The organism is Gemmatimonadetes bacterium SCN 70-22, from assembly GCA_001724275.1.
Lineage (GTDB): Bacteria > Gemmatimonadota > Gemmatimonadetes > Gemmatimonadales > Gemmatimonadaceae > SCN-70-22.
Window position 1 is genome coordinate 242,174 of the sequence record MEDZ01000003.1, and the last position, 25,248, is coordinate 267,421.

At 69.8% G+C, this 25,248-nt stretch carries 16 protein-coding genes and 1 pseudogene; 6 read left to right on the forward strand and 11 right to left on the reverse strand.

The features are described from left to right. Positions 1-56 precede the first annotated feature (56 nt). The 4 genes from ABS52_02500 to ABS52_02515 form a co-directional block, all read right to left on the reverse strand. Positions 57-878 (reverse strand): amidohydrolase, encoded by an 822-nt coding sequence (locus ABS52_02500; GenBank protein ODT05041.1) that lies wholly within the window; start codon positions 876-878, stop codon positions 57-59. After that, the gene (locus ABS52_02505; protein ODT05042.1) at positions 868-1,590 is read right to left on the reverse strand and encodes a hypothetical protein; all 723 of its coding nucleotides are present in this window, start codon (positions 1,588-1,590) and stop codon (positions 868-870) included. The genes ABS52_02500 and ABS52_02505 overlap by 11 nt, the downstream gene beginning before the upstream one ends. Before the next feature lie 190 nt (positions 1,591-1,780). Further along, on the reverse strand, positions 1,781-3,109 hold the full coding sequence (locus ABS52_02510; protein ID ODT05120.1) for a peptidase C69: 1,329 nt from the start codon (positions 3,107-3,109) through the stop codon (positions 1,781-1,783). Positions 3,110-3,229: 120 nt separating this feature from the next. Beyond that, on the reverse strand, positions 3,230-4,855 hold the full coding sequence (locus tag ABS52_02515) for a hypothetical protein (protein ID ODT05043.1): 1,626 nt from the start codon (positions 4,853-4,855) through the stop codon (positions 3,230-3,232). Positions 4,856-5,071: 216 nt separating this feature from the next. On the opposite strand from ABS52_02515, the gene ABS52_02520 reads away from it, so the two are divergent. Beyond that, entirely contained in the window at positions 5,072-8,443 is a 3,372-nt protein-coding gene (locus ABS52_02520; GenBank protein ID ODT05044.1) for a hypothetical protein, read from the forward strand. A gap of 21 nt (positions 8,444-8,464) precedes the next feature. Here the strand turns inward: ABS52_02520 and ABS52_02525 are convergent, their stop codons facing one another. From ABS52_02525 to ABS52_02535, 3 genes and pseudogenes are all read right to left on the reverse strand, one after another. Then, positions 8,465-9,328, reverse strand: coding sequence for a hypothetical protein (locus ABS52_02525; GenBank protein ID ODT05121.1), 864 nt, complete (start codon positions 9,326-9,328; stop codon positions 8,465-8,467). A 14-nt stretch (positions 9,329-9,342) separates the two neighbouring features. Next, positions 9,343-10,514 (reverse strand): annotated as a pseudogene (locus ABS52_02530) (ABC transporter permease). 881 nt (positions 10,515-11,395) lie between these two features. Next, positions 11,396-13,834, reverse strand: a complete 2,439-nt coding sequence (locus ABS52_02535; protein ODT05045.1) for a hypothetical protein — start codon at positions 13,832-13,834, stop codon at positions 11,396-11,398. A gap of 334 nt (positions 13,835-14,168) precedes the next feature. On the opposite strand from ABS52_02535, the gene ABS52_02540 reads away from it, so the two are divergent. Both ABS52_02540 and ABS52_02545 read left to right on the forward strand, forming a co-directional pair. Beyond that, positions 14,169-14,636: a hypothetical protein gene (locus ABS52_02540; protein ID ODT05046.1), complete on the forward strand. Its 468-nt coding sequence runs from the start codon at positions 14,169-14,171 to the stop codon at positions 14,634-14,636. 59 nt (positions 14,637-14,695) lie between these two features. Next, positions 14,696-17,044 (forward strand): hypothetical protein, encoded by a 2,349-nt coding sequence (locus ABS52_02545; GenBank protein ID ODT05122.1) that lies wholly within the window; start codon positions 14,696-14,698, stop codon positions 17,042-17,044. A 105-nt stretch (positions 17,045-17,149) separates the two neighbouring features. On the opposite strand, the gene ABS52_02550 is transcribed toward ABS52_02545, so the two are convergent. Both ABS52_02550 and ABS52_02555 read right to left on the reverse strand, forming a co-directional pair. Beyond that, entirely contained in the window at positions 17,150-17,650 is a 501-nt protein-coding gene (locus tag ABS52_02550) for a hypothetical protein (protein ID ODT05123.1), read from the reverse strand. A gap of 364 nt (positions 17,651-18,014) precedes the next feature. Continuing rightward, on the reverse strand, positions 18,015-19,457 hold the full coding sequence (locus tag ABS52_02555) for a hypothetical protein (GenBank protein ID ODT05047.1): 1,443 nt from the start codon (positions 19,455-19,457) through the stop codon (positions 18,015-18,017). Between the two features lie 124 nt (positions 19,458-19,581). On the opposite strand from ABS52_02555, the gene ABS52_02560 reads away from it, so the two are divergent. Then, positions 19,582-20,841, forward strand: a complete 1,260-nt coding sequence (locus ABS52_02560; GenBank protein ID ODT05048.1) for a glucose-1-phosphate adenylyltransferase — start codon at positions 19,582-19,584, stop codon at positions 20,839-20,841. A 65-nt stretch (positions 20,842-20,906) separates the two neighbouring features. Here the strand turns inward: ABS52_02560 and ABS52_02565 are convergent, their stop codons facing one another. Beyond that, on the reverse strand, positions 20,907-21,485 hold the full coding sequence (locus ABS52_02565) for a hypothetical protein (GenBank protein ODT05049.1): 579 nt from the start codon (positions 21,483-21,485) through the stop codon (positions 20,907-20,909). 318 nt (positions 21,486-21,803) lie between these two features. Between ABS52_02565 and ABS52_02570 the strand changes: the two genes are divergently transcribed. Together ABS52_02570 and ABS52_02575 are read left to right on the forward strand one after the other, a co-directional pair. Next, the gene (locus ABS52_02570; GenBank protein ID ODT05050.1) at positions 21,804-22,400 is read left to right on the forward strand and encodes a hypothetical protein; all 597 of its coding nucleotides are present in this window, start codon (positions 21,804-21,806) and stop codon (positions 22,398-22,400) included. A gap of 32 nt (positions 22,401-22,432) precedes the next feature. After that, entirely contained in the window at positions 22,433-23,605 is a 1,173-nt protein-coding gene (locus ABS52_02575; GenBank protein ODT05051.1) for a hypothetical protein, read from the forward strand. A 65-nt stretch (positions 23,606-23,670) separates the two neighbouring features. Here the strand turns inward: ABS52_02575 and ABS52_02580 are convergent, their stop codons facing one another. After that, on the reverse strand, positions 23,671-25,158 hold the full coding sequence (locus ABS52_02580) for a twin-arginine translocation pathway signal protein (GenBank protein ODT05124.1): 1,488 nt from the start codon (positions 25,156-25,158) through the stop codon (positions 23,671-23,673). Positions 25,159-25,248 lie beyond the last annotated feature (90 nt).

Consider the following 25,248-nt stretch of genomic DNA (forward strand, 5'->3'; position numbering starts at 1 on the left):
GTCACACGTGCAACCTACGGACCGGCCGCGCGCGACGAAACCCCCGCGCGGTCGTCCTAGTCGGCCCTCACCGCCGGCGGCAGGGGGAGCTTGAAGAGTTGCCGGGCATTCTCGTACATCATGGCGTGATACGCCTCGGGACTGAGCCCGAGTTGCTGCACGAAGTTCACGTAGGAGGGCATCGAACAGATCGGCCAGTCCGTGCCAAAGAGGAAGAAGCGCGGATCACCGGCGTACAGGATGACGTCCCTGATCTCCTCGGCCATGTAGTCCTCGAATGCCTCCGTGAACTCGCCGAGGACGAGCCCCGAGATGTCGGCGTACACGTTCGCGTTCTTGTAGACGACCTCCATGCAGTCCGTCAGCCACGGGTTGCCGAGGTGGCAGATGACGAACTTCACGTTGGGATGGTCGACCGCGACCTCGTCGATCTCGAGTGGGTGGGAGTACTTGAGCTTGCCCTTGGGGTTGTAGGTGTCGCCCGAGTGGATCATCACCGGGACGTCGAACTCCTCGGCAAGGTCGTAGACGACCCGCAGGCGCTTGTCGTGCGGAAAGAACGGTTCGTAGCCCGGGTACAGCTTGAGCCCCTTGACCAGGCCCTGCTGGAGGAAGTCGGCGAGTTCGCGCAGGTCACGCTGCCGGTAGTTGGAGTAGCTGATTCCTGCCACGACGCCGAGGTTCGGCACCTTCGCGATGGCCTCGACGACGGCGGCCGTGCTCGGGCGATGCGGCGTCACGAGGTAGCTCGTGAGGACGAGCGCGTAGTCGATCGCGGCCTCGGCCATCGATTCCTGCAGCCGGGCCAGGCTGTCGGAGAGAGAGACCGAGAGCTGCTCGTGGTAGTTGTTGAGGTGGACGTGGCAGTCAACGATCATGCTGATTCCCGGGGGTGGGCGCCCGTCGTCCGATCGAACGACGCCCTTCGAGTGAGCGGAGCATGGCCCGGAATTCGGGGCGCTCGAGCGGACGGGCGACCCGATAGACGCGTCGCCAGACCGTGTAGAGGATGCGCCGAATCTCGGTCTGTGGCAGTCGCGATCGACGCTTCCCCAGCGCTTCGTAGTAGAGGATGAACGGTGACGGCTCGTCGTCCTCATGAAGCCCGGGCTGGAAGTACGCGAAATCCAGGAGGAGGACCTCCGGGCGCGCCGCGAGTCGGCGGAGCCAGGGATTGTCCTCGCTCACCTCCCCGATCACCCCGGCGAGGGGGCGCTGCGCCAGTCGCTCGGCATCGCGAGCGAAGCATCGGCGGAGGCGGCTGCGCATTCGCGATCCCAGCCCTTGCGCCCGCAGCCCGGGGGCGATGGCGAGATAGCCGATGACGCCCAGGTTCACGTTGCCGAGGTACGTCCCGGACGAGAGGCCGATCACGCGGCCGCCGCGCTCGGCGACCAACAGGTGCCAGGCGAAGTCCAGTGGAAGGCCGCGCGATTTCTCCTGCAGGCTGCCGATCCACTCGCGCTTCGGAACGCGCTCGTCGCGATGAAATGCGCGCGTCAAGAGCGCGTACGCGTCGCGCAGGGCCGGATCTGCCGGATCCACGATCTCGCGGATCGTCGTGCGGGACGTGCGCCGTTGCAGGGGCATGGGCGAGGAGGAGGGGGAGCCTCGGGGTTCAGGCGTGAGACATGGCGAGGGGGGGACGGGTATCGCGACGGCGTGACGCTGCCGACGCCGCATCGTCCATTCCCGCATGTTGCACCTGGATTGTCAATGGGTGCGCTCGCGTGGACGCGGGACACGAATCGTTAGGTACCCCGCGCGGTCGCCTGCGCCCTCACACCGCGTCCGACAGCGACGTGAAGTTGAAGTCGCGCACCTTGAGCGCCGGCACGACGACGGCGCCCCCGGCCTCGGTCCCCGCGAGGCGCTCCGGCTTCCCGAGCATCTCGAGGTTGTTCAGCATGAACAGGGGCGAGTCGTTGAAGCGGAAGTTCTTGAGCGCCCTCGTCACCCGCCCGTTCTCGACCAGGAACGTCCCGTCCCGGGTGAGGCCCGTGTAGAGGATGGTGCGCGGGTCGACCTCCCGCAGGTACCAGAGACGGGTGACCAGGATGCCGCGCTGGGTCGACCTGATCATCTCGTCGACCGAGGCGCTGCCGCCGCTCATCAGGAACGAGGTGGGGGCGCCGGTGGGCGGGACCCCCTTCTTCCGTGCCCAGAAGCGCGAGTAGTAGAGCGTCTTCAGCACGCCGTCCCTCACGAACTCCTGGCGCCCCAACGGGAGCCCGTCACCGTCGAAGGGTTGCGCGCGGACCATGGGGTCGGACGGGTCGGCGTAGATGCTCACCCGCCCGTCGAGGATCTTCTCCCCGATCTTCGTCCCGCCTCCCTGCTTCACGAACGGCGAGCGGCCCTCGTCGGTGGCGCGCGCGTCGAGATAGAAGCCGATGAGCTGGCACAGGTCGCCGACGGCTTGCGGCTCCATGATGACGGTGTAGCGCCCCGGCTCGATCGCCACCGGGGTGCGCGACGCGCGCGCCTTCTCGATGGCGCGCCTGCTCACGCCCTCGTAGTCGACGAGGCGCGCATCGTTGTGCTCGGCCCCGGCCCACCCCGACCCGGTGCCGTCGTTGGTGCGCACGGTGAGCGTGTAGTTGCTGCTGGTCCCGCGATGGTAGGCGAAGAGCCCCGAACTGCTGCCGAACGCGGTGAAGACGGTGCGGTTCTCCAGGTAGCCGGCGGCCGTCAGGTCCCCGGCGCCACGGCACGGTTCCAGCGCCGTGAGCGCGATCTTCGCCCGCTCCTCCGCGGTCATGTTGGCCACCGAGGGGAAATAGGCCTCGACCGGCTGGTACTGCTGCGGCGGGAGGAGCGGCATGGACTCGGGGTCGTCAGGCGCAAGCCGGGCCAGTCGTTCCGACTTCTCGACCATCGCCCTGAGGGCCTCGTCGGTCACCTCGTTGGTCGTGACGACGGCGTGCTTGGCGCCGAAGTAGCTCTGCACCCCGACCTGGAAGTCGCTCACGCCCCCGGCGGTCGACATCTGGTTGTCGGCAAAGCGGACGTTGGTCGTGTTGCCCCCGAAGACCTGCACCTCCACGGCGTCGGCCTTCGAGAACTTCCGGATGCGCTCGATAAGCGCCTGCGCCTCGGCGCGATCCATGATCGCATCGTTCGGGAGCACGGTCCCGTCGTGGTGGTACAGGCGAGCGGGTGCCGTCACCACTTCGCTGAAGTCGCTGCGTCGCATGATCGGTCTCGTGAGGTGGCGAGTGGGAAGGGGTCAGGCCTTTCGCCCGGTGTTGATGACGTTGACGTTGCGGAAGCGCGCCGGGACGGAGCCGTGGCTCACCGCGTTGACCTGTCCCGGCTGCCCCTTGCCGTCGAAGAACGATCCCCACACCTCGTAGGACTGCTTGCCGCCGATCATGTCCATCGAGTTCCAGAAGTCGGGCGTCCGCATCTGGTACGCGACGTCCTTCAGCATTCCCGTGATCTTGCCGCCGCGGATCTCGTAGAAGAGCTGGCCGCCGAACTGCGCGTTGTACCGTTGCTGGTCGATGGAGAACGACCCGTCGCCCACGATGGCGATGCCCCGGTCGGTCGCCGCGACGAGGTCCTCGAACGATTGCTCCTTCTCGCCCGGGAGGAGCGAGACGTTCGGCATCCGCTGGAACTGCACCGAGCTCCAGTTGTCGGCGTACGAGCAGCCATGCGAGCGCGTGGCGCGTCCCTGCGACTTGTACCACCAGTCCAGCCACGAGGCCTGCTCGCGCGTCGTCTGGTAGTCGTTGACCTTCCCGTCCTTGATGATGAGGAACTCGTCGGGGGCCACTCCCTCGTCGTCGTAGCCCACGGTCGCGAGCGCGCCGGGTTGCGAGCGGTCGCCCTGGATGTTCATGAACTCCGGGCCGTACCGGAACTTCCCCAGGAAGTCGGCCGGCGGGGCGACGAACGACGTCCCCGCGTAATTGGCCTCGTAGCCCATCGCGCGATCGAGCTCCGTGGGGTGCGCGATCGACTCGTGGATCGTGAGCCACAGGTGCGAGGGGTGCAGGACCAGGTCGTAGCGCCCCACCTCCACCGGCTTGGCCTTGAGCTTCTGGCTTGCTTCCTCCCCCCAGCGCTCGGCGTTCGTCACCAGCTGCTTCTCGAGGACCCATTCCCAGCCACGCCCCACGGGCTGGATGGTGTTGCCACGGTTCTGGAAGTCGGTGAAGTCGGGGCTCACCGCGGTGAACTGCTGCTGGATGGCCGTCTGCACGAGCGTCTGCGCGATGACCGAGCCATCGGTATTGGCGTAGTTGCGTTCCTGTTTCCGGAAGAAGAGGGCACTGAAGACGTACTTCACGTTGGCCGCCTTCATCCCCGCGGCGTTGCTGCGAATCAGCAGGTCCGCCTTCTCCTCCACCGGGATCGACCACGGATCAACCTGCCAGGCGTTCTTCCAGGCGGCGTTCGTGACCGCCGGCGCCGGCGCCAGCTCGACCATCCGGTCCCGGGCGATGCGATTGGCCTTGGCGATGGCCGCTGCCTCGCGTGCCGCGGCCGCCACGCCCGCCTTGGTGAGGTCGCGCGACGCGGCAAAGCCCCACGTCCCGTCCACGAGTGCGCGTACGCCGATCCCGATGGAGTCCGTGTCGACGACATTGATGATCTGCTGCTCGCGCGTGACGACGAAGTTCTGCATGTACCGCCCGATGCGCGCATCGGCATAGCCGGCGCCGGCCAGCTTGGCCGCATCCAGCGCCTCCATGAGCAGTTCTCGCACCGAGGGGTCCATCTCGGGCGCCGTGGCCGCGTGGCGCACGCGGGGAATGGCGGCGTCGGCGGTTCGCAGGGCGCCCGAGAGTGCAAGCACTCCGGCCGCCGCGCCGCCGGTCTTCAGGAAGTCACGTCGTGAGGTCATGTGCGAGGGACGGTGAAGGTACCGCCAGCGCCTGGTCCTTCCGCGGCCAGGGGGAGCATCGGATAGTACGGGGTCGCTCGGGTGGAGGTGCCACGCCCGTGTGACGAAGCGAGCCTACGGCAGGGCCGCGCGATGAGCAAGGATTCGGAGGGGATGGAGATGACGCGGGAATGGTGATCCCTGCTAAGTTTCAAGGTTCCCCACCCCCCACGCCGCTTGCCGATCTCCCGCAAAGTCGCCTCGCTCTTCACCCCCGCCCTGCGTGCCGCCGGGGAGGGCTATGTGCGCGAGGGGCGGGTGACGCTGGTGCATCGCGACCCCTCCTACCTGACCGCCGCGGTCGAGGGGACGCAGACGTACAAGGTCGAGTTGCGCGCCTTTCCCGGCGATCGCCTCGACCTGCGTTGCAGCTGCCCGTATGCCCAGGAGTACGGGAACTGCAAGCACCTGTGGGCGGTCCTGGTGGTGGCCGACCGAGCGGGGGCCCTCCCGCATACCCCGGATGAGTCCTATCACGCCGAGGCGCGTGCGGCGCGGGAGGCGGAGCGCGAGGCCGAGCGAAAGCGCCGGGAAGAACGTGAGGCCGCCGAACGAGAGGCGAGGGAACGCGAGGCGGCCGCACGGGCGCTGGAGGCCGTCGAGCACGCGCCACTTCCTCCTCCCGTCGCGCGACCGGCGGAGGTGCGCAGCGACCCTCGCCCCTGGGTGCAGCGCCTGCGAGCCCTGGCCCCGGCCATGGCGCCGTCACCCGAGCCGCAGCGACGGGAGAGCGCCGGATTCCCGGAGGGGCGCCGGATCATCTACGTGGTCGACGTGCCCCACACGCACGAGCGCCCCGATGGCGTGTGGGTCGAGCTGGCCATGCAGACGACCCAGAAGGACGGCGCGTGGGGCCCACCACGGCAGTTTCGGCTGACGAGGGGGCAGTGGTTCGCCGCCCCGGACCCGGTCGACCGCGACATCGCCCAGCTCCTGCTGGGGGCCCAACCCGAGTTCGGCGCGCCCCCGCAGTCGAGCAGCACCAGGCGCTACCTCCTGGCGACGGCGGCGCTCGACACGACGTTGCGCCGGATGTGCGAGTCGGGGCGCTGCTTCGTGCGGACCGGACGGCGACATGGCGAACTGGAGCCCCTGGGGTGGGATGGGGGCCCTCCGTGGGAGTTGCGCCTGGCGGTTACCTCGGCGGGAGACACGGCGCCGTACCGGCTGGAGGGGCGCCTCGAGCGCGAGGGGGACGTCATGTCGCTGGACGAGCCGCTCCTGATGATGCGCGGGGGGCTCCTCCTGGCCCGCGGCCGGGCGGGACGCTTCATCGACCACGGGGCCTTCGACCTGGTCCCGGCGCTCAGGGGCGACCTGGCGGCCGAGATTCCGCGCAGTGAAGGGATGGACCTCCTGGCAGAGCTGCACGCGCTGCCGCACCTCCCCCCGCTCGAGGTACCGCCGGAGTTGCAGCTGGACACGGTCGAGGCGGTGCCGCTCCCGCGCCTCTCCCTCCGCCTGGTGCCGCAAACGGCGTGGACGCCGGCCAAGTACGAAGCGACGCTGACCCTCGACTACGGCGGGACGATCATCGCGGCCGAGATGGAGTCGGCGGCGGTCTTCCAGGAGGGGGAACGCCGCATCGTCAGGCGCAACCGGGGCGCCGAGGAACGGCTCGCGCATCGGCTCGAGAAGCTGGGTTTCCGCTGGGAGTTCGACTACGCCACCTCGCGCCACGTCCGCCGCATCGCCGAGGGGAAGGGAGAAGATGCGGCCCTCGTCCTGACCGACGAGGGGTGGTGGGTGGAGTTCGAGGGGCGGGCACTGCGCATGCCGGGCGACCTGTCGGTGGAGGTGCGCAGCGGGATCGACTGGTTCGACCTCGACGCCACGCTCGACTTCGGCGGGGTGAAGGCCGACCTCCCCACGTTGCTCGCCGCGCTGCGCCGCGGGCAGCGGACCGTGAAGCTGAGCGACGACTCGCTCGGGCTGCTCTCCAGCGAGTGGCTGGAGCGGACCGGGCTCCTCGCCGCCACCGGGACGATGGTGGATGGCCACCTGCGGTTCTCCGCGCGGCAGCTGGGGATCCTCGACGTCCTCCTCAGCGCCCTCCCGCCGGCCGATACGGACGCCGTCTTCGAGCGTGCGCGGTCGCAACTGCTGCACTTCGAGGGGATCAAGCCGGCCCGTGCGCCGCGGAGCTTTCGCGGGACGCTGCGCCCGTACCAGGAGGAGGGGCTCGGCTGGCTGCATTTCCTGCGGCAGTTCGGCTTTGGCGGGTGCCTGGCCGATGACATGGGGCTGGGGAAGACGGTGCAGGTGCTGGCGCTCCTCGAGTCGCGTCGCGTGGAAAAGGCAGGGACCTCGCTCGTGGTCGTCCCGCGCTCGCTGGTCTTCAACTGGGAGCAGGAGGCTGCGCGCTTCACGCCGAAGCTGAAGGTGCTGGTGCATGGCGGGCCCGAGCGGCAGCGGGGAGCCGAGCACCTGGAGGACTACGACCTTGTCCTGACGACGTACGGGACGCTGCGCCGTGACGTGGCCGAGTGGCGCGACTTCGAGTTCGACTACGCGGTCCTCGACGAGGCGCAAGCGATCAAGAATGCGCGCACCGAGAGCGCGAAGGCCGCGCGGCTGCTGCGCGCGCGCCACCGGCTGGCGATGACCGGGACGCCGATCGAGAACCGGCTGGCCGAGCTGTGGAGCCTGCTCGAATTCCTGAACCCCGGGCTGCTGGGGCGCATGTCGGTGTTCGGGGCGCTGGTGCAGCGGCTGGATGCGCCCGGGCACGGCGAGGAGCGGGAGGAGTCGCGCGCGCTGCTGTCGCGGGCCGTGCGCCCATACATCCTGCGCCGCACCAAGGCCCAGGTGGCCCCCGAGCTGCCGGAACGGCTGGAGCAGACGCTGGTGGTGGAGCTGACGGCGGAGGAGCGCGCGCTGTACGACGAGCTGCGCGACCACTACCGCCGGTCGCTGCTGGGGCGGATGGCGGACGACGAGGGGATCGGGAAGCATCGCATGCACGTGCTGGAGGCGCTGTTGCGGCTGCGCCAGGCGGCGTGCCATCCCGGGCTGGTCGATCCCGCCAGGCGCAACATCTCGAGCAGCAAGATCGACATGCTCCTGACGCGCGTGGGCGAGGCGATCGCCGAGGATCACAAGGTGCTCGTCTTCTCGCAGTTCACCTCGCTCCTGTCGATCGTGAAGGCGCAGATGGATGCCAGCGGGATGACGTACGAGTACCTCGATGGCGACACCAAGGACCGGCAGCGCGTGGTGGAGCGCTTCCAGTCGGACCCGGCGTGCAAGGTCTTCCTGGTCTCGCTCAAGGCCGGCGGGCTCGGGCTCAACCTGACGGCGGCCGAGTACGTGTACCTGCTGGACCCGTGGTGGAACCCGGCCGTGGAGGCGCAAGCGATCGACCGTGCCCACCGCATCGGGCAGACGCGCCGCGTCTTCGCCCAGCGGCTGATTGCCCGCGACACCGTGGAGGAGAAGGTGCTGGCGCTGCAGGAGAGCAAGCGTGACCTGGCCGACGCGATCATCCGGGCCGACAACTCGGTGGTGGCGAACCTGGGGAAGGAGGAGCTGGAGTTGCTGTTGAGCTGAGGGGCCTGGCCTCCCGGCCGGCTATCCAAACGCCAGCTGCAAGCCTCCTTCCGGATCGTCGTGCACCCGCGGGCGAATCCCGAACGCCTCCTCCACCAGGCTGGCGGTGAGCACGTTCCGCGGCGCCCCGTCGGCCAGGACGCGTCCCTGCTTCATCAGCACCAGGTGGTCGGCGAAGCGCGCGGCGAGGTTGAGGTCGTGGACCACGCCCAGCACGACCATGTCGCCCGGCGCCATGAGCTCGCGCACCTTGCGCATGAACTCGTACTGGTAGCGGATGTCGAGGAAGGTGAGTGGTTCGTCGAGGATGAGGTAGCGCTGTGCGCCGGCGACCGGATACCAGACCTGCGCCAGGACGCGCGCGAAGTGCACGCGCTGCCGCTCGCCGCCGCTGAGCGTGAGATAGTTGCGGTCGGCCCACTCCCACACGTCGAAGAAGCGCATCGCCTCCTCGCAGGCGCGCTCGTCGCGGGGCTCGGGGCGCCCCGAGAAGTGGGGGTAGCGTCCCATCATGACGACCTCCCACGCGCGCAGCGGAAAGGCGAGTTCCACGCTCTGCGAGAGGACGGCCCGCCGCTGTGCCAGCTGCAACGCCGACCACTCGGACATGCTCCGCCCGGCATACCGCACGTCGCCGTGCAACGTCCCCGTGGTGCCGCGCCCGCCCAGCCGCCCGCCCAGCCGCCCGCCCAGCTGCCCGCACAGCGCGCGGATCAGCGTGCTCTTCCCCGCGCCGTTGGCGCCGAGGATGAGCGACAGCCGCCCCACCGGGAAGGCGACCGAGACGCCATCGAGCAGGCGGGCGCCGTCGATCTCGAAGGTGAGGTTGCGCCCGGCGAGCGTCGCGCGCGCGGCGGCATCGTCCGTTCGAGTCCCGGCCGCCATGTCCGTGCGAGGCATCAGAAGTAGTAGCGCCGGGCGCGCAGCAGGAAGACGAAGACGGGGACGCCGACGACGGACGTGACGATCCCGATGGGGAGCTCGGCGGGGGCCAGGAGGAGCCGCGCCACCAGGTCGGCGGCGCCGAGGATCACTCCGCCCAGCAGCATCCCCCCCAGCATGAGGAAGCGCGTGTCGGCGCCGCGCATCAGGCGCAACAGGTGGGGAACGATGAGCCCCACGAAGGCGATGACCCCCGTGAAGGCGGTGGCGACGGCGACCATGACGACGTTGAGCACGAGCACGATCGCCTTGAGGCGCGCCACGTCGACCCCCAGGTAGCGTGCCTCGTCCTCGCCGATCATCAGGGCGTTGAGCTGGCGGGCGTAGCGCAGCCCGACGGCGAGGGCGCCGATGGTGGTGAGCGAGACGATGGCCACGGCGCTCCAGCTGGCGCCGGACAGGGTGCCGAGGTTCCAGAAGGTGATGGAGCGGGCCTGCGGGTCGCGGGCGATGTACGACAGGAAGCCGACCCCGCTGAGGAAGAGGGCGTTGACGGCGATTCCCGTCAGGAGCAACGCCACGACCGAGCTGCGCGCGCTGTCGGCGGAGCGCGACAGGGCGAAGACCAGCCAGGTGGCGAGCATTCCGCCGGCGCAGGCCGCCAGCGGCAAGGTCCACGGGCCGGCGTGCACCCGGAAGGCGGCACCGAGCACGAAGTAGAGTGCCGCGCCGAACGCGGCCCCGCTCGACGTCCCCACCAACCCCGGCTCGACGATCGGGTTGCGGAACAGCCCCTGCATCAGGACCCCGCCGACCGCCAGCGCCCCGCCCACCACCGCCGTCAGCAGCGCGCGCGGCAGGCGGATCTCGAGGAAGATGCGCTCGTTGAGGGTGCGCGACGCCGGGTCGCGCACCCCCCGGCCCAGCGCCGCCCCGATCTCGGCGAGCGAGATCGGGACCGCCCCCCAGCGGATGGAGGCCAGGGTGACGAGGACGAGGGCGACGGCGAGGAGCGGGAGGACCCCGGCGTAATGCCGGTCGAGGCGCGTCACTCTGCCCCGGACATCGCGGGGGTGGCCGGCGCCGAGGCCGGCGCCGAGGCCGGCGCACCCGTCAGCGTCCCCGGCTGGCGGATGAGGGCGCGCAGCGCCAGCACGTTGCGCCCGGTGCGCGGGCCGATGTAGACCATGTCGTTCTCCTCGACGCGGAAGATGCGCCCCTCGCGCGCCGCCTTCGTGGCCCCGACACCGGGGAGCGCCAGGATGTCGTCGCGCCCCGCCAGCCGGTCGTAGCCGAAGTCGGTGAGCAGGATGACGTCGGGGTTGGACTTGGCGATGACCTCGGGCGACGTGAGCGGGAGCATGCCGCGCGCCGAGTCGTCGATGGCCATGCGCCCCCCGGCCCAGCGCACCATCCTGGCCGCCGTGCTGCGTCCCGTCATCACGAGGTAGGCGTTGTTCTGGCGCCCGTAGTGGATCACCGCCACGCTCGGCGTGTCCGCCTGTTGCGCGGCGGCGGCGAGGGCCCTGCCCATGTCGGCGTCGAGCTGGGCGCAGAGCGAGTCGGCCGCCTTCTCCTTGTGGAAGAAGGCCCCCATGTCGCGGAAGAGGACCTTGGCCCCCTCGATGTCGTCCGAGGGCATGTCGAAGTCCTTCATGGGGATGTCGAGCGCCTCGAGCTGCCGCACCACATGCTCGGGGGCCACGTTGGTCGGCCCGCCGCGCAGGATCATCGTCGGCCTGGCCGCCAGCATCCCCTCGAGCGACAAGGCGCGATGATATCCCACCGTGGGGAGCTGCTTCGCCTCCGGCGGATACACCGACGAGATGTCGACCGCGACCAGGTCCTCCTGGGCGCCTAACGCGTAGATGATCTCGGTGTACTGCTTGGAGACCGAGACGAGGCGCTGGGCGTGGTCACCCCTGGCGTCGGCGTTGCCGAATCGCCCGCACGCGGCGGCGCCGGCGAGCAGCGCCAGCGCGGCAAGCGCGGCGCGCGCGCGCCGCCGCCCGCCGTGCCGGGGCCGGTGCGCCGCCGCTGCGCCGGGGCGAGGGCGCGTCGCGCCGGCGCTCACGGGCGCACCTTGAGGCGCAGCCCGCCGAAGTAGCGCGCCTTGTATGGGCCGGGGAGGTAGATGGCCGGCGGTGCGCCGCTGAACGATGCGTTGAGGAAGACCATCGTGTAGTACAGCTCGTTCGTCAGGTTCTGCGCGCCCACGTAGGCGTCGATCGCCAGGCGGGGAGTGAGCGCGCGCGTCACCCCGAGCTTGCCGTTGAGCAGCGAGTAGGCCGGCGCCTCGTGCACGTTGTCGTAGGTGATCGGCATCCGGCTGCGGTGCTCGAGCGTGGCGTTGAGGTAGACCCCGCCGGCGAACGCCGCATCGACGCCGTAGCCGGCCACCGTCCGTGGTACGCCCACCACGTCCTTGCCGCTGTAGTCCACCGTGCGCGCGTTGTCGTTGTTGTCGCTCCTGAAGTTCCGGTAGGTGAAGTCGGACAGCGACAGCGACAGGAAGGGGCGCAGCACGCGCACCGCCCCCTGGGCGCGGTCCACCGCCGACCAGGCGGCAGTGGCCTCGAGCCCCTTGTTCGACTGGTCGCCGGCGTTGACCGTGTACGAGTAGAGCTGCGTCCCGGCGTTGTCGAAGACCCCCTGCGGGGTGAGCTTGTCCCGCACGCGCAGGTCGAAGAGCGCCACCTGCCAGGCCAGCCGCCGCGCGAGGAGGTTCCCCTTGGCGCCGATCTCGTACTGCGTGCCACGCTCCGGCTCGAGGCCGGTGTTGGCCTTGCCGGTGAAGGGGATCACCGCGTCGCTCGATGTCGCGGGCGTGTATCCGGTGCTGATGCTCGCATACAGCGAGAGGTCGTTGCCGAAGCCCTTCCGGATCGCGAGGCGCGGGGTGACGACGGGGTCGTAGGTCTTGCGCCCCGTCAGGTCGCGATGCGTGGGGTTTCCCGTGTTGGTGAGGCGGTCGACGAGGGCGTACTCGATGAAGTTGGCGCTGGCGCCGGCCGTGACCGCCACGTCGTGGGCGAACGCCGCCTCCCACTGCGTGAACAGCGAGTATTGCATGGCGTGCGTCTCGAGGTCGGTGCTGGCCGGCCCCTGCACCTTGTTGTTGAGCGGATAGTTCTTCGTGAAGAGGTTCGTCTTCTCGAACTCGAGCCCGCTCGTTCCCGTCAGGCGCACCGCCGATGCGTCGACGTAGGTGTTGAGCACGGCCCGGGCGCCGAACGTCTGCCACGACTTCGGGGTCACGCCGACGGCGAAGATGTCCTCGCGCGTGGTGCCGCTGTAGAAGGCGGTGACCACGGGGAGGAGGTGGTCGTTCACGCGATAGCTGTGCGTGACGCCGGCGCGCACGCTCTCCATGTCGACGTGGCCGTCGTTCTGGAGGTAGCGCAGCTCCCCCGCGTTCCGCTTGCCGAAGAACTGGGCGCTGTCGAGCTGCCCCGCGCGCTCGTCGAACGAGTGCGACCAGGCGAGGTAGGTGCTGATGGTACGGCGCTCCGATGGACGGAAGTCACCGACGAAGGACGCGTAGTCCCGCTGGCTGGCGCTGTGGACGCGGTAGCTGTCGTAATCCTGCTTGCCGTAGTTGAGCAGGAGCGACGAGGTGCTGCTGGCACTGGCGAAGCGCGTGTCGGAGCGCAGCAGGCCGTCGGCCCCCGACATCACCTCCTGGCTCAGGGTCGTCCCCGGCTGGTCCGGGCGGAGGGTGTAGAGGTTCACGACGCCGCCGATCCCCGCGCCGTAGAGCGATGACGCCGGGCCGCGCACCACGTCCACCTTGCCCAGCGTCGCGAAGTCGACGTCGTCGAGCATCGTCACCCCCTCGGCGTCGGTGAGGGGGATTCCGTTGAGGTACGCCTTGTAGCCCGAGCCGTCGAAGTTGGTCCGGTTGCCGTAGCCACGGATGGTGATCCGCTGCCCGCCGGACATCGTGCGGCGCTCCATGCGCACGCCCGGGACGAGGTTGAGCGCATCGTCCAGGAAGATGCCGGTTCCGCGCGTCAGCTCGCCGCGCGCGAGCGTGGTGACGGATTGCGGCTGCTGCAGGCTGGGCGCGTCGCGCGTCGCGATGACGCTGACCGCGTTGAGGTTCTGGGTGCCGGCGGTGAGCCCCACCTGGAGGTAGTCGGTGCAGGAGGTCAGCTCGAGCCGATAGGTCTCGTACCCCAGGCGACGAAAGGTGAGGGAGGTGGCCCCGCTGCAGGGGATGGTGAAGCGTCCGTCGGCCGCGGAGGTCGTCGCGCCGTCGCGCCGATTGTCGATCGAGACCGTCACATCGCCCAGCGGCGCGCGCGTGTACGTGTCGAACACCGTGCCCGAGATCGTTCCCGTCGTGGCCTGCGCCTGCAGGACGGCGTGCTCGAGGCCGTCTGATCGCTCGGCGGCCCGACCCGGGGGAATGACGGGTCCGACGATCGTGAGAGCTGTTGCGATGCAGAGGGTTAAGGCGGTCGTTGAAAACAAACGTTCCACGGTGGAGGCGAGGCGCAGCATCATGGCTGGGAGGACGGTGGGTGCGGGTGGCGTGTCGCGATCATGAATTTTCCATGACTTGTGCACTCCAATTCACGTGCTGCCAAGCCCCGGCGCTGCGGCTTCCCCAACAAAAAAACCGCTAACGCCGGCGGCTTGCGGCTGGTCGACGGCAACGGCAAACGGGGCATCCGGGGCATCCGGGGCATCCGCGCCCCGGGCATCGGGGGTGGCCCCCAGGGCACCGTCCCGTCCCCTCGCCGGCAGGAGCGACAGTCGCCACATTGCCCCCATCGCGGTCCGACGACCGCGTAGGCATCGCCCGGATGCCGCCCGTCCCGCCTTCGGGGAGCCCCGCATGCGCACCGCACCGATCACCCTCATGGTCAACGGGAGCCGCCGCACCTTCGACGGCGACCCCACCATGCCGCTCCTCTGGTACCTGCGCGACGAGTTGCAGTTGACGGGGGCCAAGTACGGGTGCGGCATCGCCGCGTGCGGCGCGTGCACGGTCCACGTCGATGGCCAGCCGGTGCGCGCCTGCACCCGCCGGATGGAATCGCTCGCCGGGGCGAACGTGACCACGATCGAGGGATTGCACCCGACGGGGGAGCACCCCCTGCAGGTGGCATGGCGCGAGGTCGACGTCCCGCAGTGCGGGTTCTGCCAGCCGGGCCAGATCATGCAGGCCGCCGGCCTGCTCCGGACCAACCCGAAGCCGTCCGACCAGGACATCGACACGGCGATGAACAACATCATCTGCCGGTGCGGGACCTACCCGCGCATCCGGGCCGCGATCAAGGCGGCGGCGGAGCGGCAGTCATGAGCCCGCGCGACATCCTCCCCTGGGTGCCGGAAAGCCACCCGCCGCTGACCGTCCCGGCCATGGAGGGCGGCGCGGCGGCAGGCCACGCCCCACGCAGCGAAGCCGACGGCGCGGTGACGGTGGACGCCCGGCGCCGAGCGCTCCTCAAGCTGCTCGGGATGGGGGGGCTCGTCGTCGCTGCCGGGCCACTCGGCGCGCGGCGGCTCGAGGCGGCCGATGCCTACCTCACGGCGCACGGCGAGGCCGACCCGTGGGAGGCGCATGCGTTCGTGCACATCGCCGACGACGGGATCGTCACCATCACCTGCCACCGGTCGGAGATGGGACAGGGGATTCGCACGACGATGCCGATGATCATCGCCGACGAGATGGAGGCCGACTGGTCGAAGTGCCGGGTCGTGCAGGCGGACGGTGATGAGAAGAAGTACGGCTCGCAGAACACCGACGGCTCCACGAGCATCCGGGATTTCCTGTTCAAGTACCGCGAGGCGGGGGCCACGGTGCGCGCCCTGCTGGAGGACGCGGCGGCGAAGGAGTGGGGGGTGAGCCCGCAGAGCGTGAGGGCACGCAACGGCGTCGTGGTGCACGAGGCGACGGGGCGCTCGAAGCCGTTCGGGGCCCTGGTCGCCACGGCGCGCGCGCTGGCGCTGCCGTCCGGGGCGCGCATCCGCGTCAAGGCGCCGGCCGAGCGCCGGTGGCAGGGGGGGAAGATGCCGTCGATCGACCTCGTCCCGGTCACGACCGGCAGGGCGACGTACGGTGCGGACGTGATCCTCCCGGGAATGCGGACGGCGGTGATTGCCCGCCCGCCGGTGTGGGGGGGGAAGGTGGCGAGCGTGGACGACCGGGCCGCGCTCGCGGTGCCGGGGGTGGAGCGCGTGGTGCGGATTCCCGAGGCGCCGATGCCGGGGGCGTATCTCCCGTTAGGCGGGGTGGCGGTGGTGGCGCGCAACACGTGGGCCGCCATCAAGGGGCGCGACGCCCTGAAGGTCACCTGGGACGATGGGCCGAATGCCGGCTACGACAGCGCAGCCTACAAGGCGACGCTCCTGGGGTCGGTGCGCGCGCCCGGCACGCCGGGGCGCACCAACGGCGCGGTCGGGCCGGCGCTCGCCTCCGCCAGCCGCAAGGTGAGCGCGGAGTATTACGTCCCGCACCTGTCGCATGCGCAGATGGAGCCGGTGGCGGCGGTGGCCAGGGTGGAGGGCGGGAAGGTGGAGGCGTGGGCGCCGACGCAGTCTCCCCAGGATGCCCGCAACACGATCGCCCAGTTCCTGCAGGTCGACGCCGCCAACGTCACCGTGCACGTGACGCTGCTGGGCGGGGCATTCGGCCGGAAGTCGAAGCCCGACTTCGTCTGCGAGGCGGCGTACCTGGCGCGCGCGGTGGGGGCGCCGGTGCGCGTGCAGTGGACGCGCGAAGACGACCTGCGGAATTCGTACCTGCATTCGGTGGCCGCGCACCACCTGGAGGCGGGACTCGACGCGAACGGGAAGGTGACCGCGTGGCTGCATCGCTCGGCCTATCCGTCGATCAGCGCGACGTTCGCCCCCAATGTCGCGGGGCCGGGCCCCGACGAGCTGACCAACGGCGCCAGCGACATCCCGTTCGACATCCCCAACGTGAGCGTGGAGGTGTGTCCCGCGGCGGCGCATACGCGCATCGGGTGGTATCGGAGCGTCAACGCCATCCACCACGGCTTCGCCATCGGTTCCTTCGTGGACGAGCTGGCGCACGCGGCGGGGAAGGATCCCGTGGAGTTCCTCGTGGCCCTCCTGGGGGAGGACCGGCGCGTCGACCTCTCGCAGCACGGGCTGGTGGCACCGGCCAGCAACTACGGCGCCAGCTGGACCGACCACCCGCTGGACAGCGGACGCGCGCGTCGCGTGCTGCAGCTGGCGGCCGAGAAGGCGGGGTGGGGGTCGCCCCTGCCGCGCGGGCGCGGGCGCGGCGTGGCCGTGCACCGGAGCTTCCTGAGCTACATCGCGATGGTGGTGGAGGTCGAAGTGCTCCCCGATGGCACGGTCCTCGTCCCGCGTGCCACGGTCGGCGTCGACGCCGGCTTCGTCGCCAACCCCGATCGCGCCCGGGCGCAGATGGAGGGGGCGCTGGTGATGGCGATGAGCAACACGCTCTACAGCGAGATCTCGTTCCGCGAGGGGCGGGTGGTGCAGGGGAACTACCGCGACTACCAGGTCACGCGGATGCGCGCCGCGCCGCGCGTGGTCGACGTGCACATCGTGCCGGGCGAGGGACTCCCGGGCGGGATCGGCGAACCGGGGGTCCCGCCGGCGGGGGCGGCGATTGCCAACGCGATCTTCGCCGCCAGCGGGGTGCGCGTGCGTGAGTTGCCGGTGGGGAGGCAGCTGGCGGGGTGGCAGTCGAGGGCCTCCGCCAGCGAGTTCTAGTTTCGAAGGCGACTGACGGGTGCGGAGGGGCGGCGCTCAGTGGGGGGCCTCACCGGCACCCCCACGCTGCACGGGCGGGCTCGACGACGTGACCGCGTCTCTGCATCACCCGAAACCGGGCATCAGGGCCATGTATCGGTCGCGCAGCAACGCCTGGTGGTGGCGTTCGTGCCCCGCGATCAGGTACGCCAGGGCCCGTCCGGTGATCGATCCACTCCCCACGTTCAGGCGGAAGGCAAACGCCTCCACTGGCGCGCCGTTCACCAGTGCGACGGTCGCCTGACGAACTGCCGTGAGCTCGTCGACCACCGAGGCGAGGGCTCGCTCCTCGAAGTGCCCCGCCGGTACGTAGGCCACGTGGTCGAAGCCGGGGAGCGTCACCGTGTCGGCGCGCAGCGCACGCAGCAGCCGGTACGAGAGCACGCGCTCGCAGTCGCTCAGGTGTCCCATGACTTCACGGACCGTCCACTTGTCGGGTGCGTAGCGCAGCCCCGCGTGTTCCTCGCCGAATGTGGCGGCCAGGGCCCGCGTGACGTCGCCCTGGTCGCGCAGCATGCGTGCAAAGTCGTCGACATCGGGAACGAGGGCGATCTCAGCCGCGAACACCGAGGGGTGCTCGTCAGGGTCGGGTCGCCCGAGGCGAGGCCCCGCCTGCGAGAGGCCCGGGGGGAGCGCACCCGGATCGAGGCACGCGACCGGGCGTAGGGGGTCGTGTCGCGAGAGGTACGACTCGAGCCGATGGCGCAATGCGTCGACGGGGCCGGTGTCGTCGAGGGCGAGGATGGCGCAGGCGCGTCGCAGCTCGCCCTCGGTGGTGTCGGGATGCTCGATGTATCGAACGGCGTCTGCAAGGTGGGGCATGGCCGATTCCTCCTGCTTGGGCGACGTGCGCGCGTTCGTGAGTTGCCTCAGGACCCGCGGATCACCTGCCTCTCCTGCGTCGCGTCCTGACCGGGGTCACGCTGCACCGTCAGGCGCTTCGCGCCCAGCGCGCGGCGTCGTACACACGCACGTACCGCGCGGCCGCGTGCGTCCACGAGTTGTCCTCGCGCATCCCTCGCTCGCGCAGCAACGCCCAGCCGCCTGGGTCGCGATACGCCGCCAGTGCGCGCGCGATGGCGTCGGCGAAGTAGCGCGACTCGTACGGGTGGAAGCGGAATCCGTTCCCCTCGTACCCCTCCTGCACGGTGTCGTTGAGCCCACCGGTGGCGCGCACGATGGGGACGCTCCCGTAGCGCAGGGCAATCATCTGCCCCAGCCCGCAGGGCTCGAACCGCGACGGCATGAGGAAGGCGTCGCTCCCCGCATAGATGCGCTGGGCGAGCGCGGCATCGAAGCCGATGCGGACCCCGACGCGCTCGCGATGCGCCTCGGCCAGCTGGCGGAAGAACCCCTCCCAGCGCGCCTCGCCCGAGCCGAGGAGGACGAACTGCGCGTCGGTCTCGCGCAGCAACCACGGCAGCACCGAGGCCACCAGGTCGAGTCCCTTCTGCCCGACGAGGCGCGAGACGACGGCCAGCAGCGGGCGGTCGGGGCGCTCGGGGAGGAGAAGCTCGCGCTGCAGCGCCGCCTTGCACGCCGCCTTGCCCGCGGGATCGTCGGCGCTGTAGTTGGCGGTGATGTGGCGATCGGTGGCCGGGTCGTAGGTGTCGGCATCGATGCCGTTGAGGATCCCGACGACGCGGTCGCTCCTGGCGCGGAGCACGCCGTCGAGCCCCTCGCCGTACTCCGCGGTCATGATCTCCGCGGCGTAGGAGGGGCTGACGGTGGTCACGACATCGCTGTGCGCGATGCCCCGGGCCATGAAGTTGAAGGTCCCCGCGACGCGCGGCCCCATGCCGTTCTCCACCAGGCCGCGCTCCGAGAGCCCCGCCAGGGACAACGTTTCCGGTGGCGACGCCCCCTGATAGGCGAGGTTGTGGATGGTGAAGACGCTGGCGATGTGGCCGAACGTGTACGCGTAGTACGTCTTCAGGTAGTTGGGGACGAGCGCCGCGTGCCAGTCGTTGCCGTGCACCACGTCGGGCTGCCACCCCTCGACCTCGCGCAGGTGCTGCATGAGGTCCATCACGCCGCGCGAGAAGAGGACGAAGCGCCGGTGGTCGTCGCCCTCGCCGTAGATGGATGCACGCTCGAAGGCGGAGGGGATGTCGAGCAGGTAGGTCGGTGTGGCGGCGTGCCCCACGCGCCACACGCGCTGCTCTTCCGCCCACTCGCCGACCGGGAGGAACGAGGCGGCGATGGGGCCCTGCATGGGGATCCCCCGTTCGCGCAGCACGCCGTAGCGCGGCATCACGACGCGCACGTCGTGCCCAGCGGCCCGGAGCGCCGCGGGGAGGGCTCCGGCCACGTCGGCCAGGCCGCCCGTCTTGACGAGCGGGGCAACCTCCGCGGCCACGAAGAGAACGTTCATGCCACAACCTTACGCCGACGAGTGCAGAGGTGCAAAGTGAGGGGGAGCGGTGCGGTGGGCAGGAACGGGTGCGCCGCCCGCCCCGACGTCATGCGCATGTGAGGTGGATGTGAAGAGTGAGCCCATGAACGCGTCGCACCGCCCTGCGACGATTGCCCGCAACGCCATGGCCTACGTCCTGGCCGGGGGGCGAGGGTCGCGGCTGCACGAACTCACCGATCGCCGGGCGAAGCCGGCGGTCTTCTTCGGGGGGAAGTCGCGCATCATCGACTTCGCGCTGTCCAACGCGCTCAACTCGGGGATCCGGCGCATCGGGGTGGCGACGCAGTACAAGGCCCACAGCCTCATCCGTCACCTGCAACGCGGGTGGAACTTCTTTCGCCCCGAGCGCAACGAGAGCTTCGACATCCTCCCGGCCAGCCAGCGCGTGAGCGAGACGTCGTGGTATTCGGGGACGGCGGACGCGGTGTACCAGAACCTCGACATCATCGAGGCCTACCATCCCGATTACATGGTGGTACTGGCGGGCGACCACGTGTACAAGATGGACTACGAGCTGATGCTGGAGCAGCACGTGGACCAGGGGGCCGACGTCACCGTGGGGGTGCTCGAGGTGGCGCGGCGCGACGCTTCCGGCTTCGGCGTCATGCACGTGGACGCGAGCGACCGCATCATCGCCTTCTTCGAGAAGCCGGCCGATCCCCCGGGCATCCCCGGCCACCCCGACATGGCGCTGGCGAGCATGGGGATCTACGTCTTCAAGACGACCTTCCTCTTCGAGTTGCTGCGCCGAGATGCGGCCGACGCCCACTCCAGCCACGACTTCGGCAAGGACATCATCCCGTACGTCGTCTCGAGCGGGAAGGCGGTGGCGCACCGCTTCAGCACGTCATGCGTGAAGGGCGACCGCGAGGCCGAAGCGTACTGGCGCGATGCCGGGACGATCGACGCCTACTGGGAGGCGAACATCGACCTCACTACAGTGGTCCCGGCACTCGACCTGTACGACCAGGAATGGCCCATCTGGACGTACAGCGAGCTGACGCCGCCGGCGAAGTTCGTGCACGACGAGCGTGACCGGCGTGGCGAGGCGATCAACTCGCTGGTGTCGGGCGGGTGCATCGTCTCGGGGGCGCACCTGGAGCGCAGCCTCCTCTTCACCGGGGTCCAGGTACACTCGTACTCGCGGCTCGAGGGGGCGGTGGTGCAGCCGTACGTCGACATCGGGCGCGGGGCGCGGTTGCGCAACGTGGTGGTCGATCGCGGGGTGCGCATTCCACCCGGGCTGGTGGTGGGCGAGGACCCCACGCTGGATGCCCAGCGCTTCCGCCGCTCGGAGCGGGGGACGGTGCTGATCACGCAGCCGATGATCGACCGGCTGTAGGATCGGCCGGCTGTAGGATCGGCCGGCTGTAGGACCGGCCGCGATGCGCGCGGCTCAGGGAGACGTCACACCCCGGCCGGCGCGTCTCCCACCTCGATTCTGAAACGGCACCGCGGGCGCTTGCCGTGTTCGCAGCACTGGCGTGCGCACTCGCCAGAGACGTCGGAGACGAGCGTCTCGACCGCGCGGCAGACCTCCGGGTGCTCGGATACGGCGAGCGACAGCGGGCAGCCGAAACCGCGAATGACGAGCGCCGTCCCCTCCTCGACGACTTCGACGTCGCCGCCGAGCGCGACGAGCACACGCGCGGCGGCATCGATGCGCTCGCGCCGATCGCCCGCGGCGCGCCCCCCAACCGATCGGGCGAGGTCGTGTCCGACGACGCGGAGCAGGCGCTCGGCCTCGTCAGCCGGGAGCTCGCGGATGATCGCGTCGACCACCGCCATGAGGACGGGGGGATAGGCGCTCGAGATCTCCAACTCCGCCGCCGGGTGGAGGGCGTAGAGCACCGCCGGCTTGCCGGCCCCTGCTCCGCGGCGGACACCTTCCTGCTTCACCAGCCCGTCGCGTTCGAGCGACGCCAGGTGCGAACGCACCGAATTGTCCGTCGTCCCGACCAATCCGGCGAGCTCGTCTACGGTCATCGACCCCCGCCGAAGGTGAGACAGGATCTGTCCGCGGGTCCCGGTGGGGATGCGAGGTCCCTGCAATGGCGCGGTCACGGGTGTCCTCCTCCGATCATGGGGGCTGAGAGCCTAGGGGCCGAGATCCTGGCGCTGGGATCACGGGGTTGAGCGCTGGGGCTGAGATCTCGGGCTCAGGACAATGGAATAGTCCGTGGGCCCCGATGTGTCAAATATATCATATTACTCATTGACAAATAGCCATTATCTACGGAATTTGTTGGCAGCCAGCCGGGGGACGGCCCCGGGGGCTCATGCCAACCGACAAGGAGGAACTCCATGCGTACGACCACTTACTTCATCGCCGCCCTGGTGGTAGGCCCCGCGCTCGGCTTCGCCGCATCCACCGTCGTCGCCCAGCGCCAGACCGTCTCTTCGGCCGTGGAAGGGCAGGCGGCAACCGCGACGAAGCGCGCCCTCGACGATCCCACCATCGTCGCCATCTTCGACGCCGCCAATACGGCGGACATCGAGACCGGGAAGCTCGCCGCCGAGCGAGGAAATTCGGCCGAGGTCAAGGCGTTCGGTGCGATGCTCGTCCATGACCATGAGCAGGTGCGCCAGATGGGGCGGGACCTGGCGGCAAAGCTGCACGTGACCCCGACCCCGCCGGCCGACGATGCCGGTGCTCGTGCGCACGCGCTGGCGATGAAGCAGCTCAAGGCCTTGTCGGGTGCCGATTTCGACCGTGCGTTCCTCAAGCATGAGGTCGCGTTTCACGCCAGTGTCATCGATGCCGTGAAGACGACGCTCCTTCCGGCCATCCAGAATGCCGAGCTCAAGGCCCTCGTGGTGAAGGTTGCCCCGGCATTCGAGGGACACCGGGCCGCGGCGGCGCAGATGGCGGAGAAGCTCGCGACGAAGGGTGGGCGATGAGGCGGCTCAGACGGTCAGCCCTTCTATGGACGATGGTCGCAGTCGGGTCCACTGCGACTCTCGTCTCGTGCGGCGACGATGGGACGACGGGTCCCACGGTCCAGCCGCCAGATCCCACCCAGGTCGCGGAGGGGCGCGACATCTTCCGGCACGACACCTTCGGGGATGAGAAGTACTGGACCGACACCCTGCGCATGCACGAGGTGATCCAGAAGGCGGTGACGCCTCGCGCCGCGCTCGGAGTCGGGCTGCAGGTCGACGTGGATGCATTGCCGCAGGGGGTGCGCGACGCGCTGGCAGTCGGGCAGGTCAACCTCGACGACCCTGCGATCACCGTGGCGCTGCTCAAGCTCAACGCCGTGCTCGGACTCAAGGGGACGGTGCAGGAGGTGGCGGGGCGTGACTCGCTGGTTCGTGTCGGGATCACCTGCGCGCTGTGTCACTCCAAGGTCGATGATTCGTTCGCCCCGGGCATCGGCAAGCGGATGGATGGGTGGGCCAACACGAAGCTGAATCCGGGTGCGATCGTCGCGCTCTCGCCCGCTGTGCCGGCGGCCACCAAGGCAGTGCTGAACAGTTGGGGGGCGGGGCGTTACGACCCGCGCATCAACTTCGACGGGCTCAGCACGCCGATCGTCCTCCCTCCCATCTACGGCTTACTGGGCGTGGACAAGGAGACGTACACCGCTGAGGGACCGGTGTCCTACTGGAACGCCTACGTGGCGGTGACGCAGATGCACGGGCAGGGGAATTTCGAGGATTCGCGTCTGGGGGTCAGGGTCGTGCAGTCGCCCGACCTGGTGACGCCGAAACTGGCCGCGCTTCGTGCGTATCAGTTGAGCCTCCAGGTACCGGCCGCGCCGGCTGGCAGCTTCGACGTGGCGGCGGCGGCGCGTGGGCGGGGCGTATTCGCAGGGGCGGGGAAGTGCGCCGTCTGCCACTCGGGGGCCAGGCTGACCGACATCAACTCGGGGAAGCTGCACGCGGCGAGCGAGACGGGGATGAGCGACGCCTACGCCGCTCGCACGACGCAGAAGCGGTACCGCACGACGCCGCTTCGCGGGCTGTGGCAGCATGCGCCGTACTTCCACGACGGAAGCGCTCCGACGCTGGCGGCGGTGGTCGAGCACTACAACCGCGTGCGGTCGTTGAACCTGAGCGAGCAACAGAAGCGCGATCTCGTGGAGTACCTGAAGACGCTGTAGGCGCGTTGCGCTGCGCGGGAGGGCCGGCGAGGATCCCGGCCGTCCCGCGCCATGCGGCGCCCGCCTCAGGCCGAGGCCAGCGCGTACAACAGGTCCACGTACGACCGCGTCGCACCGTCGATGCCCGACACCTTGGGATTCGCCGACTCGATGACGAAGTACTCGTCAGGCGCGTGCGCCCCTCCGCCGTGCCCGAGGCCGAAGATCCCGGCCGGGAGGTTGAGCGGCGCGCTGGTGAAGGTCGATCCCGGCCACGATCCGGCCAGTCGTGGCCAGAGGATCGGGTCGATTCCCGCCTTGCGGTAGGCGGCGAGCATCCCCTTCACCAGACGCGAGTCGGCGGGGGTCTCGGTGGGGTCGTATCCCCCGGTCATGTTCACCTCGATGTCGCCGAAGCCGCGCTGCTGCAGGTGCCGCTCGAGCAGCGCGAGGGTTCCCTTGGCGGTCATGTCGGGGACCAGCCGCATGTCGATCTTGGCCACGGCGCGGTGGGGGAGGATCGTCTTCCCGCCAGGACCGGTGTAGCCCCCCACCAGTCCCTCGATGTTGATGGTGGGCTGCGAGACGAGGCGCTCCAGCGACCTGGCCCACGGCTCGTCCGCGATCCAGCGTTGCACACCCAACGCCTTCTTCGTCGCCTCCTCGTTCTTGCGCGGGATGGCTGCCTCGAGGATGCGGCGCTGCTCGGCGCTGAGCGGGCGGACCTTGTCGAAGAAGCCCTCGACCGCCGGGGTATGGCCGTCGGGCTCGATGAGGGTGTTGAGCGCCTGCACGAGGTGCCAGGCCGGGCTGTCGATGTGGGCGGCCAGCGACGAGTGGACATCCAGCCTGGGGCCGCGTCCCCACTTCTCCCCGGTGGCGACCAGCTCGAGCTCGCAGATCCCCTTGGCGCCGAGGTTCACCTCCACCGTCCCGTCGAGTCCCTGGCTGCCTAACGGGATGATGATGCCGACGCTGCGGCGCAACGCGGCCTCGACCTCCGGCTTGAAGACGACCTGCGAGAAGTTGGGCGAGCCGATCTCCTCCTCGCCCTCGCAGACGAGGACGATGTTGACCGGCGGCTTGCGTCCGGCGGCCCGGAAGGCGCGGAGCGCGGCGAGGAAGGCGACCTGTGGTCCCTTGGTGTTCGTCGCCCCGCGCCCGATCATCACCTTGCCCACGCCGGGCCGGTCGACGATGCGTCCCTCGAGCGGGGGCGAACTCCACTCCCTGGGATCGAACTGCTTCACGTCGTACATGAAATACACGGCGAGCGTCGTGGGCGCCCCGGCGTCGAGGGTGGCGAAGACGCCGGCCTTGCCCGTGGTGGGGACGAGCTGGACGTGCTCGAAGCCGGCGTCGCGCGCCAGCCTGGCCATGTACTCCGGTCCCTGGGGGTAATTCAGGTTCTCGGCGGCGATGGACGGGAGCGCGATCCACTCGCGCAGCATCCTGACCGTCGCGTCGTGCTGCGCGGCGATCTGCGCAACGACGATGTCCTGCTCGATCGCCCGCGAGAATGGAATGAGCGGGATGCCGTCCTTGCCCATCGCGAGGACCGCCGCCCCCGTCATGGCGCCGTGCAGGAACTCCCGTCGGTTGACCCCTGCCGGGGATGGCGTCCCGCTCTCGAACTTCGAATCCACGTCTTCCTCCGTCGATGG

Bases quoted from the DNA above. Each gene is read 5' to 3' on its own strand.
- ABS52_02525 (ODT05121.1), bottom strand. From the start codon at position 9,328: ATGGCGGCCGGGACTCGAACGGACGATGCCGCCGCGCGCGCGACGCTC.
- ABS52_02555 (ODT05047.1), bottom strand. From the start codon at position 19,457: ATGAACGTTCTCTTCGTGGCCGCGGAGGTTGCCCCGCTCGTCAAGACG.
- ABS52_02565 (ODT05049.1), bottom strand. From the start codon at position 21,485: ATGACCGTAGACGAGCTCGCCGGATTGGTCGGGACGACGGACAATTCG.
- ABS52_02500 (ODT05041.1), bottom strand. From the start codon at position 878: ATGATCGTTGACTGCCACGTCCACCTCAACAACTACCACGAGCAGCTC.
- ABS52_02570 (ODT05050.1), top strand. From the start codon at position 21,804: ATGCGTACGACCACTTACTTCATCGCCGCCCTGGTGGTAGGCCCCGCG.
- ABS52_02535 (ODT05045.1), bottom strand. From the start codon at position 13,834: ATGATGCTGCGCCTCGCCTCCACCGTGGAACGTTTGTTTTCAACGACC.
- ABS52_02505 (ODT05042.1), bottom strand. From the start codon at position 1,590: ATGCCCCTGCAACGGCGCACGTCCCGCACGACGATCCGCGAGATCGTG.
- ABS52_02560 (ODT05048.1), top strand. From the start codon at position 19,582: ATGAACGCGTCGCACCGCCCTGCGACGATTGCCCGCAACGCCATGGCC.
- ABS52_02545 (ODT05122.1), top strand. From the start codon at position 14,696: ATGGAGGGCGGCGCGGCGGCAGGCCACGCCCCACGCAGCGAAGCCGAC.
- ABS52_02575 (ODT05051.1), top strand. From the start codon at position 22,433: ATGGTCGCAGTCGGGTCCACTGCGACTCTCGTCTCGTGCGGCGACGAT.
- ABS52_02540 (ODT05046.1), top strand. From the start codon at position 14,169: ATGCGCACCGCACCGATCACCCTCATGGTCAACGGGAGCCGCCGCACC.
- ABS52_02515 (ODT05043.1), bottom strand. From the start codon at position 4,855: ATGACCTCACGACGTGACTTCCTGAAGACCGGCGGCGCGGCGGCCGGA.
- ABS52_02580 (ODT05124.1), bottom strand. From the start codon at position 25,158: ATGACGGGGGCGGCGGTCCTCGCGATGGGCAAGGACGGCATCCCGCTC.
- ABS52_02510 (ODT05120.1), bottom strand. From the start codon at position 3,109: ATGGATCGCGCCGAGGCGCAGGCGCTTATCGAGCGCATCCGGAAGTTC.